The organism is Bacillus sp. AR13-1 (genome assembly GCF_008042285.1).
GTDB lineage: Bacteria > Bacillota > Bacilli > Bacillales > Bacillaceae_G > Bacillus_A > Bacillus_A mycoides.
Map to the genome: position 1 here is coordinate 133,348 of NZ_QNUA01000006.1, position 17,077 is coordinate 150,424.

Annotated in this window: 18 protein-coding genes; 12 read left to right on the plus strand and 6 right to left on the minus strand. The window is 36.3% G+C overall.

Translation table 11 applies throughout. The features are described from left to right. The first annotated feature begins 6 nt into the window (after nt 1-6). The 9 genes from glpK to DN408_RS03485 all read left to right on the plus strand — a co-directional run bounded on the left by glpK (nt 7) and on the right by DN408_RS03485 (nt 8,079). Complete coding sequence (glpK, locus tag DN408_RS03445; protein WP_078178145.1) at nt 7-1,497, plus strand: glycerol kinase GlpK; 1,491 nt, start codon at nt 7-9, stop codon at nt 1,495-1,497. Between the two features lie 133 nt (nt 1,498-1,630). Further along, nucleotides 1,631-3,313: an aerobic glycerol-3-phosphate dehydrogenase gene (glpD, locus tag DN408_RS03450; protein ID WP_002125759.1), complete on the plus strand. Its 1,683-nt coding sequence runs from the start codon at nt 1,631-1,633 to the stop codon at nt 3,311-3,313. Nucleotides 3,314-3,428: 115 nt separating this feature from the next. After that, nucleotides 3,429-3,761 (plus strand): PadR family transcriptional regulator, encoded by a 333-nt coding sequence (locus DN408_RS03455; protein WP_061674045.1) that lies wholly within the window; start codon nt 3,429-3,431, stop codon nt 3,759-3,761. After that, nucleotides 3,754-4,527 (plus strand): VanZ family protein, encoded by a 774-nt coding sequence (locus DN408_RS03460; RefSeq protein ID WP_078178144.1) that lies wholly within the window; start codon nt 3,754-3,756, stop codon nt 4,525-4,527. The genes DN408_RS03455 and DN408_RS03460 overlap by 8 nt, the downstream gene beginning before the upstream one ends. Nucleotides 4,528-5,062: 535 nt before the next feature. Further along, a complete protein-coding gene (locus DN408_RS03465) occupies nt 5,063-5,398 on the plus strand; it encodes a nucleotidyltransferase domain-containing protein (protein ID WP_078178143.1) in 336 nt (111 codons plus the stop codon). Further along, nucleotides 5,382-5,774 carry a HEPN domain-containing protein gene (locus DN408_RS03470; protein WP_078178142.1) on the plus strand — a complete coding sequence of 131 codons (393 nt, stop codon included), beginning with the start codon at nt 5,382-5,384 and terminating at the stop codon, nt 5,772-5,774. Before DN408_RS03465 ends, DN408_RS03470 begins: the two co-directional genes overlap by 17 nt. 95 nt (nt 5,775-5,869) lie before the next feature. Next, a complete protein-coding gene (locus tag DN408_RS03475) occupies nt 5,870-6,403 on the plus strand; it encodes a sigma-70 family RNA polymerase sigma factor (RefSeq protein ID WP_078178141.1) in 534 nt (177 codons plus the stop codon). A 4-nt stretch (nt 6,404-6,407) separates the two neighbouring features. Next, nucleotides 6,408-6,815: a PadR family transcriptional regulator gene (locus tag DN408_RS03480; RefSeq protein WP_078178140.1), complete on the plus strand. Its 408-nt coding sequence runs from the start codon at nt 6,408-6,410 to the stop codon at nt 6,813-6,815. 7 nt (nt 6,816-6,822) lie between these two features. Next, the gene (locus DN408_RS03485) at nt 6,823-8,079 is read left to right on the plus strand and encodes an FtsW/RodA/SpoVE family cell cycle protein (protein WP_078178139.1); all 1,257 of its coding nucleotides are present in this window, start codon (nt 6,823-6,825) and stop codon (nt 8,077-8,079) included. Nucleotides 8,080-8,085: 6 nt separating this feature from the next. Here the strand turns inward: DN408_RS03485 and helD are convergent, their stop codons facing one another. The 3 genes from helD to DN408_RS03500 form a co-directional block, all read right to left on the minus strand. Continuing rightward, on the minus strand, nt 8,086-10,422 hold the full coding sequence (gene helD, locus DN408_RS03490; protein ID WP_078178138.1) for an RNA polymerase recycling motor HelD: 2,337 nt from the start codon (nt 10,420-10,422) through the stop codon (nt 8,086-8,088). 294 nt (nt 10,423-10,716) lie between these two features. Continuing rightward, entirely contained in the window at nt 10,717-11,580 is an 864-nt protein-coding gene (gene prsA / locus DN408_RS03495) for a peptidylprolyl isomerase PrsA (protein WP_016119763.1), read from the minus strand. 447 nt (nt 11,581-12,027) lie between these two features. Beyond that, entirely contained in the window at nt 12,028-12,222 is a 195-nt protein-coding gene (locus DN408_RS03500) for a hypothetical protein (protein ID WP_000172693.1), read from the minus strand. Between the two features lie 118 nt (nt 12,223-12,340). On the opposite strand from DN408_RS03500, the gene DN408_RS03505 reads away from it, so the two are divergent. Beyond that, a complete protein-coding gene (locus DN408_RS03505; protein WP_002087170.1) occupies nt 12,341-12,676 on the plus strand; it encodes a YhaI family protein in 336 nt (111 codons plus the stop codon). A 5-nt stretch (nt 12,677-12,681) separates the two neighbouring features. On the opposite strand, the gene DN408_RS03510 is transcribed toward DN408_RS03505, so the two are convergent. The 3 genes from DN408_RS03510 to DN408_RS03520 all read right to left on the minus strand — a co-directional run bounded on the left by DN408_RS03510 (nt 12,682) and on the right by DN408_RS03520 (nt 14,545). After that, nucleotides 12,682-13,239 (minus strand): HTH-type transcriptional regulator Hpr, encoded by a 558-nt coding sequence (locus DN408_RS03510; RefSeq protein ID WP_002011118.1) that lies wholly within the window; start codon nt 13,237-13,239, stop codon nt 12,682-12,684. Nucleotides 13,240-13,538: 299 nt separating this feature from the next. After that, complete coding sequence (locus DN408_RS03515) at nt 13,539-13,901, minus strand: YtxH domain-containing protein (RefSeq protein ID WP_002011120.1); 363 nt, start codon at nt 13,899-13,901, stop codon at nt 13,539-13,541. Nucleotides 13,902-14,110: 209 nt separating this feature from the next. After that, nucleotides 14,111-14,545 (minus strand): HIT family protein, encoded by a 435-nt coding sequence (locus tag DN408_RS03520; RefSeq protein WP_001016832.1) that lies wholly within the window; start codon nt 14,543-14,545, stop codon nt 14,111-14,113. Nucleotides 14,546-15,126: 581 nt separating this feature from the next. Between DN408_RS03520 and ecsA the strand changes: the two genes are divergently transcribed. Both ecsA and DN408_RS03530 read left to right on the plus strand, forming a co-directional pair. Next, on the plus strand, nt 15,127-15,870 hold the full coding sequence (gene ecsA / locus DN408_RS03525; RefSeq protein WP_001292616.1) for an ABC transporter ATP-binding protein EcsA: 744 nt from the start codon (nt 15,127-15,129) through the stop codon (nt 15,868-15,870). Beyond that, complete coding sequence (locus DN408_RS03530; protein ID WP_063226417.1) at nt 15,863-17,074, plus strand: ABC transporter permease; 1,212 nt, start codon at nt 15,863-15,865, stop codon at nt 17,072-17,074. The genes ecsA and DN408_RS03530 overlap by 8 nt, the downstream gene beginning before the upstream one ends. Nucleotides 17,075-17,077: the final 3 nt, after the last annotated feature.

The following is a 17,077-nucleotide window of genomic DNA, read 5'->3' on the forward strand; positions in this document are numbered from 1 at the left end:
ACTGATATGAAAAAATATATTCTTTCATTAGACCAAGGAACAACAAGCTCACGCGCAATTCTTTTCAATAAAGAAGGAAAAATCGTTCATTCAGCTCAAAAAGAGTTTACACAACATTTTCCAAAGCCAGGCTGGGTTGAGCATAATGCACAAGAAATTTGGGGATCTATTTTAGCAGTTATCGCAACTTGCTTAAGTGAAGCAGATGTGAAGCCAGAACAAATCGCTGGTATCGGTATTACGAACCAACGTGAAACAGCGGTTGTATGGGATAAAACGACTGGAAAACCAATTTATAACGCAATCGTATGGCAATCTCGTCAAACAGTTGAAATTTGTGATGAGTTAAAAGAAAAAGGTTATAGCGAGATGGTTCGCGAAAAAACAGGTCTTTTAATTGATGCATACTTCTCTGGTACGAAAGTAAAATGGATTTTAGATAACGTTGAAGGTGCAAGAGAAAAAGCAGAAAACGGCGAGTTATTATTCGGAACAATTGATACGTGGCTTGTATGGAAATTGTCTGGCGGTAAAGCGCACATAACAGATTACTCAAATGCATCACGCACATTAATGTTTAACATTCACGACTTACAGTGGGATGATGAGCTTCTAGACATTTTAACAGTACCAAAGAGCATGCTTCCAGAAGTACGTCAATCATCTGAAATATATGGAGAAACAATTGATTATCACTTCTTCGGTCAAAATGTACCGATCGCAGGTGTAGCTGGTGACCAGCAAGCAGCATTATTTGGACAAGCTTGTTTCGGTGAAGGTATGGCGAAGAACACTTACGGAACTGGTTGTTTCATGTTAATGAACACAGGCGAAAAAGCAGTAGCTTCTGAGCATGGCCTATTAACAACAATTGCATGGGGTTTAGATGGTAAAGTGAATTACGCATTAGAAGGAAGTATTTTCGTAGCTGGTTCTGCAATTCAGTGGTTACGTGACGGACTGCGTATGTTTAAAGATGCGAGCGAGAGCGAAGTGTACGCTAGCCGTGTTGAATCAACTGAAGGTGTATACATAGTACCGGCATTCGTAGGACTAGGTACACCGTATTGGGATAGTGAAGTACGCGGCGCTATGTTTGGTGTAACACGCGGTACGACGAAAGAGCATTTCATTCGTGCAACGCTAGAATCTTTAGCATACCAAACGAAAGATGTACTATGCGCAATGGAAGCAGATTCAGGTATTGAACTGAACACATTACGCGTTGATGGCGGGGCAGTTAAGAATAACTTCTTAATGCAGTTCCAAAGTGATATGTTAGACGTTCCTGTAGAGCGTCCAGTGATCAATGAAACGACAGCTTTAGGTGCAGCATACTTAGCAGGTCTTGCGGTTGGATATTGGAAAAACCAAGACGAAATTAAAGCACAGTGGCATATGGACAAACGCTTTGAACCAACGATGGAAGCGGAAACAAGCGAAGAGCTATATGCTGGATGGAAAAAAGCAATTGAAGCAACTAAAGCTTTCAAATAATCATAAACAGTGTTATAATGATGACAAGTTAATAATTCGGTAGGAGATTTGGAGAGACCACAACACGCTATAGAGGCGAAATCTATAGCGGAGCTTGTGGTCTCTTTTTTCGTTATCAAAGGGAGGAATTACCATGAAATTTTCAAGTAAACAACGTAAAGACGTATTAAATGGAGTAAATAAACAAGAGTTAGATGTGATCGTAATTGGTGGAGGTATTACTGGTTCTGGTATTGCATTAGATGGGGCAACACGCGGTTTATCAACGATTGTGTTTGAAATGCAGGACTTTGCAGCAGGTACATCAAGTCGTTCAACGAAACTTGTACACGGCGGTTTACGTTATTTAAAACAACTTGAAGTAAAAATGGTAGCAGAGGTGGGGAAAGAGCGTGCGATCGTATATGAGAACGGTCCCCATGTAACAACACCGGAGTGGATGTTACTTCCGTTCCATACAGGCGGCACGTTCGGGTCATTCAGTACATCAATTGGTCTTCGTGTATACGACTTCTTAGCAGGTGTAAAACGAAGCGAGCGCAGAAAGATGTTTAACCGTGAAGAAACGCTAAATAAAGAACCTCTTGTAAAACAAGAAGGATTAAAAGGCGGCGGTTACTACGTAGAATATCGTACAGACGATGCGCGTCTTACAATTGAAGTAATGAAAGAAGCGATTGAACATGGTGCGAAAGCTGTTAACTACGCAAAAGTAGACAGTTTCTTATATAAAGATGGAAAAGTATGCGGTGTACGTGTAATCGATTTACTAGACGGAGAAGTGTATGAAGTTTACGGTAAGAAAATTGTAAATGCGGCTGGTCCTTGGGTAGATACACTTCGTGAAAAAGATAACTCTAAAAAAGGGAAAGTACTTCAGTTATCAAAAGGTGTGCATTTAGTAATTGACCAAAAACGGTTCCCATTAGGGCAAGCAATTTACTTTGATACACCAGATAAACGTATGGTGTTCGCGATTCCTCGCGAAGGAAAAACGTACGTAGGTACAACAGATACGTTCTATGATAAAGACGCAGCTGTACCACACATGACAACAGAAGATCGCACATATATCATTAATGCGATTAATTACATGTTCCCAAGCGTGAAAATTACAGAAAAAGATGTGGAATCAAGCTGGGCTGGTGTACGTCCGCTAATTTATGAAGAAGGTAAGAATGCATCTGAAATTTCTCGTAAAGATGAAATTTGGACTTCTGAATCTGGTTTAATTACAATCGCGGGCGGTAAATTAACAGGATACCGCAAAATGGCTGAAATGGTAGTAGACTACGTAACGAATCTATTACAAAAAGAAGGCCATAGCGCATATAAGAAGAGCGATACGAAACATATGCCAATCTCTGGTGGTCATGTAAGTGGTTCACACGGATTCCCGGCATTTGTTGCGAAAAAAGCAGGCGAAGGTACGAAATATGGTTTAACGACAGCACAAGCGGAAAAATTCGCGAAATTCTACGGCTCTAACGTTGACGTACTGTTTGACTTAGCGAAAAAACATAAAGACGAAGCGAAAGAATACAACATGCCGCTAGACGTTCTAATCCCACTTGTATACGCAATGGATTACGAAATGACAGTGAAACCAGTTGACTTCTTCGTACGCCGCAGAGGCGCTGTATTCTTCAACATCCACTGGGTATACGAGTGGAAAGAAGCAGTAATCAACTACATGGCTGCGAAACTAGGCTGGAGCAAAGAAGAGCAAATGAAATACACAGCTGAATTAGAAAAAGCATTAAGCGATGCTGTAATTCCTGTAGATCAACAAGAGCAGGCGGCTGCGTTAGCGTAAAATAGAGAACCACCTGAAGGGGAGCCTTTAGGTGGTTTTTTTTATGGGGTATTATTTCAATTGTGTTGCATAACGACATATGTTGTTATACGATGTGTATAAGGAGGTGGTATTGTTGGACAAAGAAATATTGAAGGGAAGTATAGATATTTTATTACTTTCTATCATTGCAAAACGTGATACATATGGATATGAAATAGCCCAAAGTTTAAAGGATGCAAGTGAAGATTTGTATAGTATGGGGCAGGGAACTTTGTATCCAGCTTTAAAGCGATTAGAAAAAAAGGAATTTCTTGAATCTTATTGGAATCAATCTGAGAATGGGATGAAAAGGAAATTTTATACTATTACAAGTAAAGGGAAAAAAGAATTGCAGAAGAAAGTGAACTCTTGGGAGCGTGTAACATCATTAATTCAAACTTGTCAGAAAGGAGTTATTTATGAGTGAATTTGATGAGTATATTAAGTCCATTTTAGCTTATTCAGAACTTAGTAATATTGAACAGGATGAGCTATTTCTAGAAATATATGATCACTTGAACAGCTTGAAAGAAGAATATATGGAACAAGGTATGAATGAAAAAGAAGCGGTGTATAAAGCGATTCAAACTTTTGGCGAATCAAAAGTTATTGGTTTAGGGATTAATCAATCGGTATACGAAGTTCCTAGACCATTAAAGATATTATCAAAAATTTTATGTATTCCTTATATAATGATTTGTTTTATTGTCTTTTTGGGAACATTTATTTCAAATTCAACATTTGACTCTATTCGTAGTTTGACAGGTGGAACTGTCTATCATCCTCTTGAATTTTGGCAGCAATTTTTACATATATCTGATTTAGAAACGTTATTGCAGCTTTTTGGAATAACACTTTGGCAAGTTAAAGATTTTATTGCGCATCCAGGTCCTTGGGGGAACTCAACGTATTGGTTAACTGTTTTGCAACATATAATATTGGTAGTTCCATTTGGATTTTTCGTTCCAGTGTTGATCAATAAAGTGACGAACTATAAGAAAGCTTGTAAGTGGTATGTTATGACCTTTCTTGTTTGGGAGTTATTACATTTACTAACTTTATCTGATGTTTTTGATGTGTGGCGGATTGCTATAAATATACTCGGTGCATCGATAGGATATCTTTTATTTATAAGCATGATACAAATGGATAATAAATTTAGGGTTATGCGCAAGAAGATATTTGAAAATTAACTTGCTATCATGTAGTTAAAATTATATAAATTAGTTCGGTGGTAATAGAGTATCACTGAAAACATAGGTATTATGTAGTGAGCCGATTTTTTATACTCGTAATAGGTGTTTTTAGTTGTTTATTTATTCATACTGTTATGAAACTGTTGCGTAATCTGTCTTTATTGGCGCCATAAATGATGATAGCGTCGGAATGAAATACACAGCTGAACTAGAAAAAGCGTTAAGCGACGCTGTAATTCCTGTAGATCAACAAGAGCAGGCGGCTGCGTTAGCTTAAAAATAAACCGCGTGAGGGAGAGTCCTCATGCGGTTTTTTGTTTTATTATATTTGTACAGAGTGTACTGAAATTAACTGAGTGTAGATTTTTGTTGCTTAACAGGATATGGATACGAAAGGTATAATAAGTATTATTATATCGTTTGAATAACTAAACAATTGTAGTAGTGTATTAGAGTTGAAATGAATCAATTTATTAATTTGCTTCTACAGTTAGGGTTTATTGAGAAGGATTAATTTAAAGAGGTGAATGGAATGAATACTAATGTTCAAAAAGAGTTAAATCAATTAGTAGATAAAATGACTTCCTCTCTTTCTGATGTTAATAAAATTATTTTATTTGGGTCTCATGCTTACGGTATGCCTAATGAGGATAGTGATTTTGATTTGTGTGTAGTGGTTGATGGTATTGGTAAGAGGAAAAGAGAAGCCTTAAAGAAATTGAATTTAAGTATATTCGATGTAATGAAAACACCGGTCGATTTACTTGTTTACGGTTCTGAAGAATTTAATGAGAGTTCTGGTAATCCTGTAACAATGGAATACAAGATTGCTGAAGAAGGTAAGGTATTGTATGAAAAATTTCAGTGAGGCAAATTTATGGTTTGAAATTGCAGATTCAGATCTTAGAGCTTCTAATCATTTATTGTCTTTAATGCCTATTCCTTTTGCAATTATCTGTTATCATTGTCAACAGTGTGCTGAGAAATATCTAAAGGGGTATTTAACGTTTAAAGGAACTCATCCGCTTAAAACGCATAATTCATTGCTGTTAGCAAAGGAATGTGCTGAATTTAATATGGAGTTCAATGATTTAATAGATGATTGTGCAGAGTTAAATAGTTATGCGATTGAAGTCAGATATCCTTATTTTGAAGAACTTAATAAAACAGACGTATCGCAAGCTATAAAAAGTGCGGGGAATATTAAAAGTTTTGTTTTAGAAAAATTAAATAGTAGAGGATGAACAAAACGGTATGGACATTTCCAACCGTTTTTTTATGAATTTATAAAACTTTTCCATGGCGTGCGTCGTCTAATAAATGGGAAGGAGGAAATGATGTGGATGAATTAACGGTAGAAGCGTTTGAAATAGAAGATAAGGAACTCCTTATCGATGAAATAATGAACAAGTATGGACAAGAAGTCTTACAGCTTGTGTATTCATATGTGAATAATAAAGAAGTCGCTGAGGATTTAACGCAAGATATATTTGTGAAATGTTATAAATCTCTTCATACATACAAAGGGAAATCGAATGTGAAAACGTGGTTGTGGAGAATTGCGATTAATCAATGTAAGGACTACATAAAAAGTTGGTATAACAAAAAGGTGATCGTGACAGAGGATGAAGCTGCTTATATTGGGGTTCAAAATGATAGTGTCGAACAAACTGTTATTCAAAATGCGAAGGACCGTGAACTGGCTTCTGCAGTAATGAATTTACCGATAAAATATCGAGAAGTCATTTATCTATTTTATTATGAAGAACTATCAATTAAAGAGATTTCTATTGTAATAGAAGTGAAAGAAAACACGATAAAAACGAGACTGAAAAAAGCGAAGGAGCTTTTGAAGAAAGGATTGGAGGAATAATCAAATGGAAGATCGATTAAAAGGCCTGCGAAAATCAATGGAGAATACAACGTTTAAACATTTGAGTTTTTCTGATCAACACCGAAAGCGGGTGCGCGAAAAAATCAATGCATCACACGAAAAGGAAGAGGACATCTCGTTAGCCATTTTACAACTCCTCAGTAATGAAAAAACAGGATACGAATTGTCACAGCTACTACGAGGGAGAGGGATTCGAAAATTCGAAGGAAATGAAGGTTTTTTATATACTGTATTACATCGTCTAGAACAGAATCGTTTTATCCAATCAAGTTGGGATCATTCAGGAGCTAAATATTATCAATTAAATGATAAGGGAAGAAAGATGCTGCGAAAGGCAGAGAAAAATGCTACGAAGGTACAATTTATATTAAAAGGCTTAGTACAGGAGTGAGGCGAAATTGAATAAAAAAGGGGAGCGTTTTGTAAGCGAAGTTACGAATCATATTAAATCAAAAGAAGCAAAGAGCTTTGTAGCAACTGAACTAGATTTTCACTTAAAACAGGCGAAGAGCACATGGATAGAAAAAGGGTTAAGTGAGGAAGTTGCTGAAAATAAAGCGGTGGAACAAATGGGAAGTCCGATTAAATTAGGGCGGGAGCTTAACAAACTACATAAGCCGAAGGTGGATTGGTTCTTACTTATTTTATTAGTGGCTGCTATGGGGTTAGGGTTTTTGCCAATAATAGCTCTTGGGCATACGAACGATTTATTAATGAACAAAGTAATTTTTGTTATTCTCGGCATTGCAACAGCTGTTGGGATCATGCTACTTGATTATCGGAAGTTAGAGAGGATCGGGTGGCTGTTTTATACAATCGGTGTACTTATCTTGTTAATGATAAAATGCTTTCCGACTGGTTACGTGATTGGGGAAGCAATAATAAAAATTGGCCCCATCAAAATTGACTGTTTAATGACGATACCATTCTTCTTTCTAGCTTGGGCTTCTTTTTTCAATAATAGTAGGTTAAAGTTTATGCATCTTCTCATGTTGTACGTATTTTCTTTATATCTATTTTCAACTATATCAATTCTTTTACCAATTTTCATCTATATTACGATGGTATTCGTTATGCTTTGGTGGAGTAAGCTAGGAAAGAAAACGGCATGGCTCATTACAATGTTACCAATTTTACCCTTTATTATTAGGGATCTATTTTCCTGGTCTGCTGTAAAAGAATACCGGATAGCTAGAATTTTAGGATTTATAAACCCAGCGCATGATCAATGGGATTTACGTTTACAAGAGGCGATGTCTTCAGCAGGTTGGTTCGGTACATATGGAAATATAAAGTCTATCCCTGCTGCCCATACTGATTTTGTATTCGCGAGTTTGACTTACTATTATGGATATGTACTTGCGCTAGTTCTTGTCTTGATTCTTTCTCTTTTTGCAGTGAGAATAATGACCATATCGTATAAAACAAATGATGGTTATGGTAAATTGCTACTCGTTGGTGGAGTAACCCTTTTTGTGGTCCATTTCATTTGTAACGTTGGCATGATCCTCGGGATATTACCACGTGTTGCTATATCATTACCTTTTATTAGTTATGGATTAGTACCAACTCTGTTTCATGCATTTATAATGGGGATCGTGCTAAGTGTATATCGGCGTAAAGATATTTCATTTAGAATGAAAAAAACACCTTGATAAAAATCAAGGTGTTTTCGTTATACATTTAAAACTCTCCGAAGCAGCCCCTGTTACAAAAGGACTAACCTCACCAACGCTATAAAGCTGCAATTCATGCATCGCGCGTGTACAAGCAGTGTAGAACAATCTACGTAGGCTCTCATCGCTGTATACATCTTTAGAAGCATCGTAAATAATAACAGCATCAAATTCGATACCCTTCGCTAAATAAGCAGGGATAACGACGATGCCTTGCTCGTACTCGGCTGAGTTACTTTTCACAAGTTTAATATTCTCGATATGACTGAGTGCCTCGTATGCAGCGGCACTTTCAGCCGCGGATTTACATATAATTGCGATCGTATTGTGCTGTTGCTTTTGTAGTTCAGCGACTTTAGAAGTGATACGATCATGCAGTTCGCTGTAATCAGAAACTTTAGTCACTGTAGGTTTCTCGCCGTCACGTTCAAAGGCGTTAATATTCTTTCCTTCCGGTACGAGATAGCGTGTGAATTCAATAATCGGTTTTGTTGATCGATAGCTACGAGTTAAGTTGATGCCGTTCGTTTCATCTGGTCCGTATAAGCTAGTAAGTGTATTGAAATTAACTGTTTCACTCGCATGAGCAAATATCGCTTGGTTAAAGTCTCCGAGTACTGTCATTTTTGCGGCAGGGAAGAGACGTTTTAAAAACTCGAACTGAAACGGAGAATAATCTTGTGCTTCGTCTACAAGTACGTGTTTAATCGATCTGTTCGTTTGGAAGCCTTCAATTAATTCTTTTAAAAGTAAAAATGGAGTCGCATCCTCATAATGTAGCTTTCCTTCATCAAGCATGTTCACAGTTAATGAGCAAATTTCGTCCCATTCTTTAGGCTTTTCGCCAGTAACCCATGATGCATCTGTGAAGAGTTGTTTATATATGCCTGTAAAATTGATAAAACGTAGCGTTTGAACGCCTTTACGTAACGGTTTTAATTTTTTACGGACAATCATACGTCCGAGTACTTTCGTTTCTTTTTCATAATCATTAAAGGAGTTGTCATCAAACTCGCCTTTTTTCTGTAAGTATTTATAAGCTTTTTGATATTCATCTTTACTAAGTAGTTCAATTTCTTCTTCTACCCAAGGCTTTTTCAGTTCTGTTTTTTCAATTGTGTCTATTTGTTTGTTTAGCCAATCCGTTAACTTCTCAATTCGATTATGGAAGCGGAGGGAGGAGTCAGTGTTGTAAAATTGTTCTGTAATTTCTTTAGCAGAAGCAATTAACTTTCCTCTAAATTTCATTCCTCTAAATAGCATGCCTGAAGATTCAAGGGATTGTCTGTACGCTCTAATCATCTCGAAAAATTGAGTGGATGCTTTAAATCGAATGCTCGCATTTCGAGTTTTATAGGTAGGGCTATTCGTTTCAGTTAACATATATTCTAATTGCTCATAAGGGTCTTCAACGTCAAATGCCTTACTGAGTCTATGGTTTAAATATTCTTGGAATGTCACTTGCTGCATATTTTCTTCACCGAGTTCAGGTAGTACGTTAGAAACGTAGCTGTTGAACATAGAGTTAGGGGAGAAGAGAATAATTTGATCTGCTTTTAACCATTCGCGATATTTATATAGTAAGTAGGCGATTCGCTGCAGGGCAGCTGACGTTTTACCGCTACCAGCAGCTCCTTGAACGATAAGTAGTCGCCCTTCATCGTGACGGATAATTTCATTTTGCTCGCGCTGAATAGTAGCAACGATACTTTGCATATGTTTGTTTGTTCCTTTTCCGAGCGCTTGTTGCAGAATTTCATCTCCAATTGTGAGGCTCGTATCGAACATGGAATCAATCTCGCCATTCTGAATAATATATTGTAATTTCTTCTCCACATTGCCGCAGATTACGCCTCCTGGTGTGCTGTATTCAGCCGGTCCTGGTGGATAATCGTAGTAAACACTTGAAATTGGTGCGCGCCAATCGTATATAAGAAAGTTTTCTCCACTTGCATCGGTAAGTGTAGCCACCCCGATATAAATTTGTTCTGCGCCAGATTCGCCTTCTTCTTTGAAATCAATTCGTCCGAAGTAAGGTGCTTTATGCATACGTCTTAATGCGGCAAGTCGATTAAAGGTGTGCTTATGGGTAATTTGTGTTACGGCTAGTGACTGAGCTTGTTGTCTTAAGTTGATAACTGTTTCAAGATAATCGTCAAAAGTATCAGTGTTAACTTTAACATCATCCCAGAAGTGTTTACGAATGTTGATTACTTCTGCCCGGCGTCTGCCAGTGTCGCTTTCCAGTTTATCAATTTGCTCCGTAATCGTTTCTATTACGTTATCCAATCGTTTTTGCTCTTGATCAAGTTTTTTGTTCATACGTAAGCACTCCTTTAAAAGTGAAAAATAGAGGTTGACTGAAGATGTGTTTTGTTGTACAATTAAGATACGGATAAATACATTCTTTTGTTTTTAACGAATGCGTTTCTGTACTAATTTAACATAGTTTTTTAATTTAATCAATGATAATAAGATAAACCTTGGTTTCGTGCTACACGAAACCAAGTTTTTTTTTGGTTGAATGGAGTAAGGTGAGGGAGTACATCAATTTATCGGCAAAAAAACTACTACAAAATAAAAAAGCTTGGGGCTACCCAAGCTTTTTTCACTTCATTATTTCTTTGCGTCTTTTTTAGCGTCAGCTTTTGGTTCTTCGAAAAGATCTTTCAAATCTTTATCGTCAACTTTTACGTCAGCTTTTTTGATTTCTTTCATCATAAGATCGTTCATGAATTCGCCGTCTTGTGCTTTCTTCGCAACTAACTCTTTTTTCAGGTCAGCTTTTGATTGCTCAAATGATTTTTCTGGTTCTTTAATGTCTGTTACTTTAATGATATGGTAACCAAATTGTGTTTTTACAGGCTCGCTTACTTCATCTTTTTTCAGTTTATAAGCAGCATCTTCGAATTCTTTAACCATTTTACCATGTTCGAAGAATCCTAAGTCGCCACCTTTTTCTTTTGAAGCAGTATCTTCAGAGTATTGTTTCGCTAACTCTTCGAAAGATTTACCTTGTCCAAGTTCTTCTTTAACCTTTTTAGCAGTCGCTTCATCTTTTACAAGAATGTGGCTTGCCTTAACTTGAGGCTTGTAGTTATCTTTTAATTCTTTATCAGTGATTGTTTTCTCGATAGCTTGTTCTTGAGCTAATGAAGCGCGAACGCCATTTTTAACTGTTTCTTCTTTAAGGCCTTGTTGTTTCATTAGTGTATCGAATTGGTCACCGACTTGCTTTTTCATTTCATCGAACTTTTTGTCTACTTCTTTGTCATCGACTTTGTAGTTTTTAATAAGTACTTTTTCCATAACCATGTTATTTAGTACTTGTTTACCAGCTTGTGTCTTCATTTGATTGTAGAACTCTTCTTTAGTGATGTCACCAGCTTTAGATGTAACAATTTTGTCTGATGATGATGTTCCACATGCTGATAATGCGATTACACTTGTTGCGGCTAAGGCAAGCATAGCTTTCTTCATTCAATAAACACTCCTACTATTATGTATTTTTAATTTATCCCATACGAATGAAGAAACGCCTTATGATAGGTTATTTTCGTTCATAAGAACCTGATTAAGTCTCACTGATGTCTTTGCTTTTTTTATATGTAAAAGCACGCTTAACAGGGCTTACCGAGGCTTTAGGATAAAGTTTAGATGCGTGTCGTTTATTTCATAGTATAAGCAATATGTACAAAATTTAATATATCATATTTCGACGGGTTTTCCTATTGATAAAGAAATTTTAACCAGTTTGTGTCAGATTTTGAAAGGGTACCATATTGGGCGCATGTCGCATATACAGAAAAGAGGAGGGGATGGGGGATGAATTCAAAACTTATTTTATTACTTGTACTGTTTATTTTATTAGTTATAGTAGGTATAATTTGCTTATAGAGGAAAAAAATGAGGAAGGGGCTTCCTTCCTCACTTTCCATGAAATATAATTTCTACATAACTAGAAATTAATAGAATGGTAATACATACATTAATAACTCGAAAGACACCGGGCTGGCGGCTCGCAGATATTTGTTTTCGCTCACACAGTGTATGTGTCATGAAATTCGTGTAAAATATAACAAGAAGTGCGAATGCAACAAAAACAACGGTTATAAGAGTCATGAGGCGAGACCTCCTTTTGGCTAAAATACATATACTTTATATATTGTATCATACGATATTTTGTTCGTGTTACAAAATTCAGAAATAGAAGACTTTGTGTTAGGAAGCGAGGGAGAAAATGGACGTTGTAAGAAGACTAGAACAAGCTGAATACTACGTAGACCTACTATTTAAAATGATTGATGAAGAAAAGTGTCCATTTTATTCTTTAATCATAAAGAAAAAAGCTCGTAAAAAAGACATTGAACGTATACTAAAACTTTGTGAAAGGCTGAACGAACAATATGTAGTGGAGAAAGCAGAAGGCCTTCTATTGTTTGATGCGCTATTAGATCAATTTGAAAAAGCGCTTCCACATCAGCTCGAAGTACACGAAACTGCGGAAGCGCTAGCAAAACAGGGCTTATTTGTGCCACTTATGAATGAATTCTTACGCATGATTGCGAAAGGATAAATAGATTATTTCTTAACTAATTTTTGATCGGTCTCAGTAAAGTTCTCCTCAATATTCTCTAATGATTTCTCAAAAATATCGATGAAGTCCTGTCCGTAAATATTGCGAAGGATCGCAATAAGTTCGATATTTTCTGGGAACTTACCGTAAAAATTACGAAGTTCAAGTGCACCATTAAAAACAGAATTATTTTCAGGGTCATACTCCTCCATTAAGCGAAGTAGTAATTCTTCCCCTTTGTCTGTAATTTCAATGTACGTATTTCGTTTATCATCTTCTTTTTTAGAGAATACAAGATAGCCGCGTTCTTCTAGCTTTTTAGAGAAGTTAAACGCCGTTGATACGTGCATAACTCCAAACTTAGCAATCTCAGAAATAGAAGCCCCTTTTAAATGATAAGCGATTGATAAAATATGATGCTCGTTAATGTTTAAATCGTAAGGTTTAATCCATTGTTGCCAATCTTTCTCTACGCATTTCCATAACGCTTTCGATAATTGAGCAATACGTTGGCTGAAAATCATCGCTTCTTTTACCGAGTAATTTTTTTCTCCACTTTTCATTTACTCACCCACTTTAACATTCTTTTTTCATTATTATCTATTATGCCAGTAAAATAAAAATTAATAAAGTCTTTTTGTGAGAATTGTGAAAATTTTTCGGAAAAATAACATTCTATACAAATCATGCATAACTATGGAAGCGTTTTATGAGTCGAGAATACATGTGTTGTCTTTACATGTTAAGGGATAACATATATTGTAAATGCATAAAAACACGGCATATCTATGTGATATGCCGTGTTAAGGTCAATTCGTATGAAAAATATTTGTTATATGCAAAAAACTAAGCAGGAATATGTTTACGCTTTTTCTGGAACGGCTTCTTGTAGTTTCTCAATTGACTTTTGAATGTCTAAAATTTCTTTTTCGATATGTCGTTTGTTTTGAGAAATATCTTGTTTCCAGTTAGAAAGCGTGTCATGCATATCGTCTTTTAGTTCTTGGAATACTTCTTTACCTTCTGAAGCAGTTTCAACGATTTGACGCTTTAATAACTTCGTATCAGCTGTAATATCAGCTAATGTTTTTTTAATATCAGTTCCTTTTTCTTTCAGCTTACCGCGCATAGCTTTACCAGAAGAAGGAGTTGAGAAAAGAACGGCTAGTCCAGCAACTGCTCCGCCGCAAAGTACACCTGTAATAAAGGATTTAGCTTTTGACATAAAAGGAAACCTCCTTATTTTTCGTTCGTATTCATGATGTATAAAAGTGTGCATATCTTTAAGACAAGGGGAAGAAAAGTGAGCTTTTCTCTCTTGTACATGCTATGCACAAAAAAATTATACCCCCGGCATTTTTTGTCAAGAAAGAAGCCATACAATAAATGCCAGAGGAATAGGCTTATTATGTATTACTTCTTATTATAGTGGCACTATTTCACACTATTTGCAATTGTACTTGCGATGTTTTGTAAATTTTCCATTGTGTATTCATTTTGGTGTGATTTCCAAACAGCACCGAAACCATCGTTTTCACCGTAGCGTGGAATTAAATGAAGGTGGAAGTGGAATACAGTTTGTCCAGCTTTCTCGCCGTTATTGTTAAGTAGGTTGAAACCAACTGGATTAAATTCTGCTTTCATTGCATTTGCGATTTTTGGAACGACAGCAAAAATATGTGATGCGATTTCTGGCGTTAACGCAAAAATGTCTTGTTTGTGTACTTTCGGAATAACAAGAGTATGTCCTTTTGTTACTTGACTAATATCTAAAAATGCAAGTACATGTTCATCTTCGTATACTTTTGAGCAAGGGATTTGCCCGTCAATGATTTTACAAAAAATACAATTGTCCGCTGTATGATTCATCGATCTCATCCTTTCAAATAGTCTTAGCCGTATTTTACCATAATTACATAGGAGAACAAACACGAAAAACAGGAAGCTGACTCAGCTTCCTGTTCTCTGAAGATGGATTGAAAAAGCATTTTTTATAATTTACGGTTCGCAGACACCTCATTTATTTAAGAAATGCACGGTAAATCGGCTAAAGTTTCTGCCGTAGACACCCCATTTTCAAGTGAAATGAATTGCAATCTTTTTTTAAAATGAAATTGTTTATTTTTTAAAACAGTATATGCTCTTTCGGAGACACCCCGTTTCGAAAATGAAACAAATTATCTGGTTATGTGTAAATTTCATTGTCCAACTTGGACACCCCATTTCATGATGACTTCACTATGTTGTTGTACTCATCAATTGGTGGTTGCTTTTTCAATGTGTTCCTTCTTCACTAATTATGATGTCCGCTTTCGTAAAAATATATGCCAAGAAATTTAAATTTTTTTTTGAAGACATCGATACTATGTAGTGCACCATGATTTTTGGTAAGATGAATATATACATTTCTTACAAAAGTGAATGAATATAAATGAAGAAAGTGGTGTCGTATGAGCGAGTTATTGCGTGTAGAAAATGTTACAGGAGGATATACGAAACGACCTGTACTGCAAAATGTTTCGTTCTCTGTTAATAAAGGCGAACTTGTCGGCTTGATCGGTTTAAATGGAGCCGGGAAAAGTACGACAATTAAACATATCATCGGTTTAATGGAGCCGAAAAAAGGAACTGTCACAATTAATGGGAAAACAATTCGTGATGATATGACAGCGTATCGTTCTAGTTTCTCCTTCATTCCAGAAACGCCAGTATTATATGATGAGTTAACGTTAGAAGAGCATTTGAAATTAACAGCGATGGCGTACGGTGTAGATGAAAAACAATATGAAGAACGCGTAGGACAACTATTACAAGAATTTCGCATGAAAAATCGCTTAAAATGGTTTCCGTCTCATTTCTCAAAAGGGATGAAACAAAAAGTGATGATTATGAGTGCATTTTTAGTTGAACCATCACTTTACATTGTGGACGAACCTTTCGTGGGGCTTGATCCGTTAGCGATTCAATCACTTCTTCAAATGATGGATCAAATGAAAAAGAGTGGTGCGGGCATCTTAATGAGTACACATATTTTAGCGACAGCAGAGCGCTATTGTGATTCATTCATCATTTTGCATCAAGGTGAAGTGAGAGCGATGGGAACATTATCAGAACTTCAATCCGGGTTTAATATGCCTGGTGCAACGCTTGATGATATTTATATTGCGTTAACGAAGGAAGAAGATTATGAATAGCACAGCGTTATGGAAAGAACGATTTCGGCACTTTCTAAAAGAAGTTCGTACATATAGTAAATATGTATTTAATGATCATTTGAAATTTATTTTCGTATTTATCATCGGCGCAGGAGCGTATTATTACCAGCAATGGTTACAAACGTTAACACCTTCGTTTCCGACAGCGATTGTTATGGCAGTCTTACTTGGCCTCGTATTAACAGCTGGGTCAGTCCAAACGTTATTAAAAGAAGCAGACCTCGTGTATTTGCTGCCAGTTGAAGAAAAGTTAAAGCCTTACTTTACGAAGGCATTTCTCTTTACGTTTATGATTCAGTTATACATAATCGCAATGGTAGCCGCTGCGCTTGCCCCGTTATACTTCCAGCAAATGAAACAAACAGGTGCCAATTACATATGGATTGTAATCGCGTTTGTCATTGTAAAAGCGTGGAATTTATTCGTAGCGTGGGAAAAATCATTTTTAACAGATCAAAATGTACAAAGAGCGGATTGGTTTATTCGTTTTATTTTAAACGGCATATTTGTGTACGTCCTTGTAGAACGTACTTCAGTCATTTTTACCGGTGTGATTGTCTTTTTAATGGCGCTATACCTTGCTGTTATGCATCAAAAGGTGAAAGGGAAGCCGCTGAACTGGGAGTATTTAATTTCTGAAGAGGGTAAAAAAATGATGCTGCTGTACCGCATTGCGAATATGTTCGTTGATGTACCAGCGTTAAAAGAGAGAGTATCACGTAGGAAATGGCTTGATTTCATTCTTTCGATGATCGGTGAGAAACGTACATATTTATACTTATATACGAGAACATTTTTAAGATCGGGTAACTATTTCGGATTATATATGCGTTTACTCGTTCTTGGGGGAATTATTCTTTACTTTATCCCATTTTTATATGGACGTTTTATCGTAAGCTTTGTTTTCTTATACTTAATCGGCTACCAGCTCTTAACCCTTTGGAAACATCACCGTATGAAAGTTTGGCTTGATTTATATCCGGTAGGGGGAGACGAGAAGAAGAGAGATTTCCTTACTTTATTAAATGCGATTCTTATCATTGGTAGCGTTGTATTTACAATTATATTTGCACTTGCGACGAAAGATTTCGTAATGACCGGCATTTTATTTGTCGTAAGCATATTATTTAGTATTGGTTTCGTTTATCAATACGGTGCAAAGCGCATTGAGCGTTTAAACTGAAAG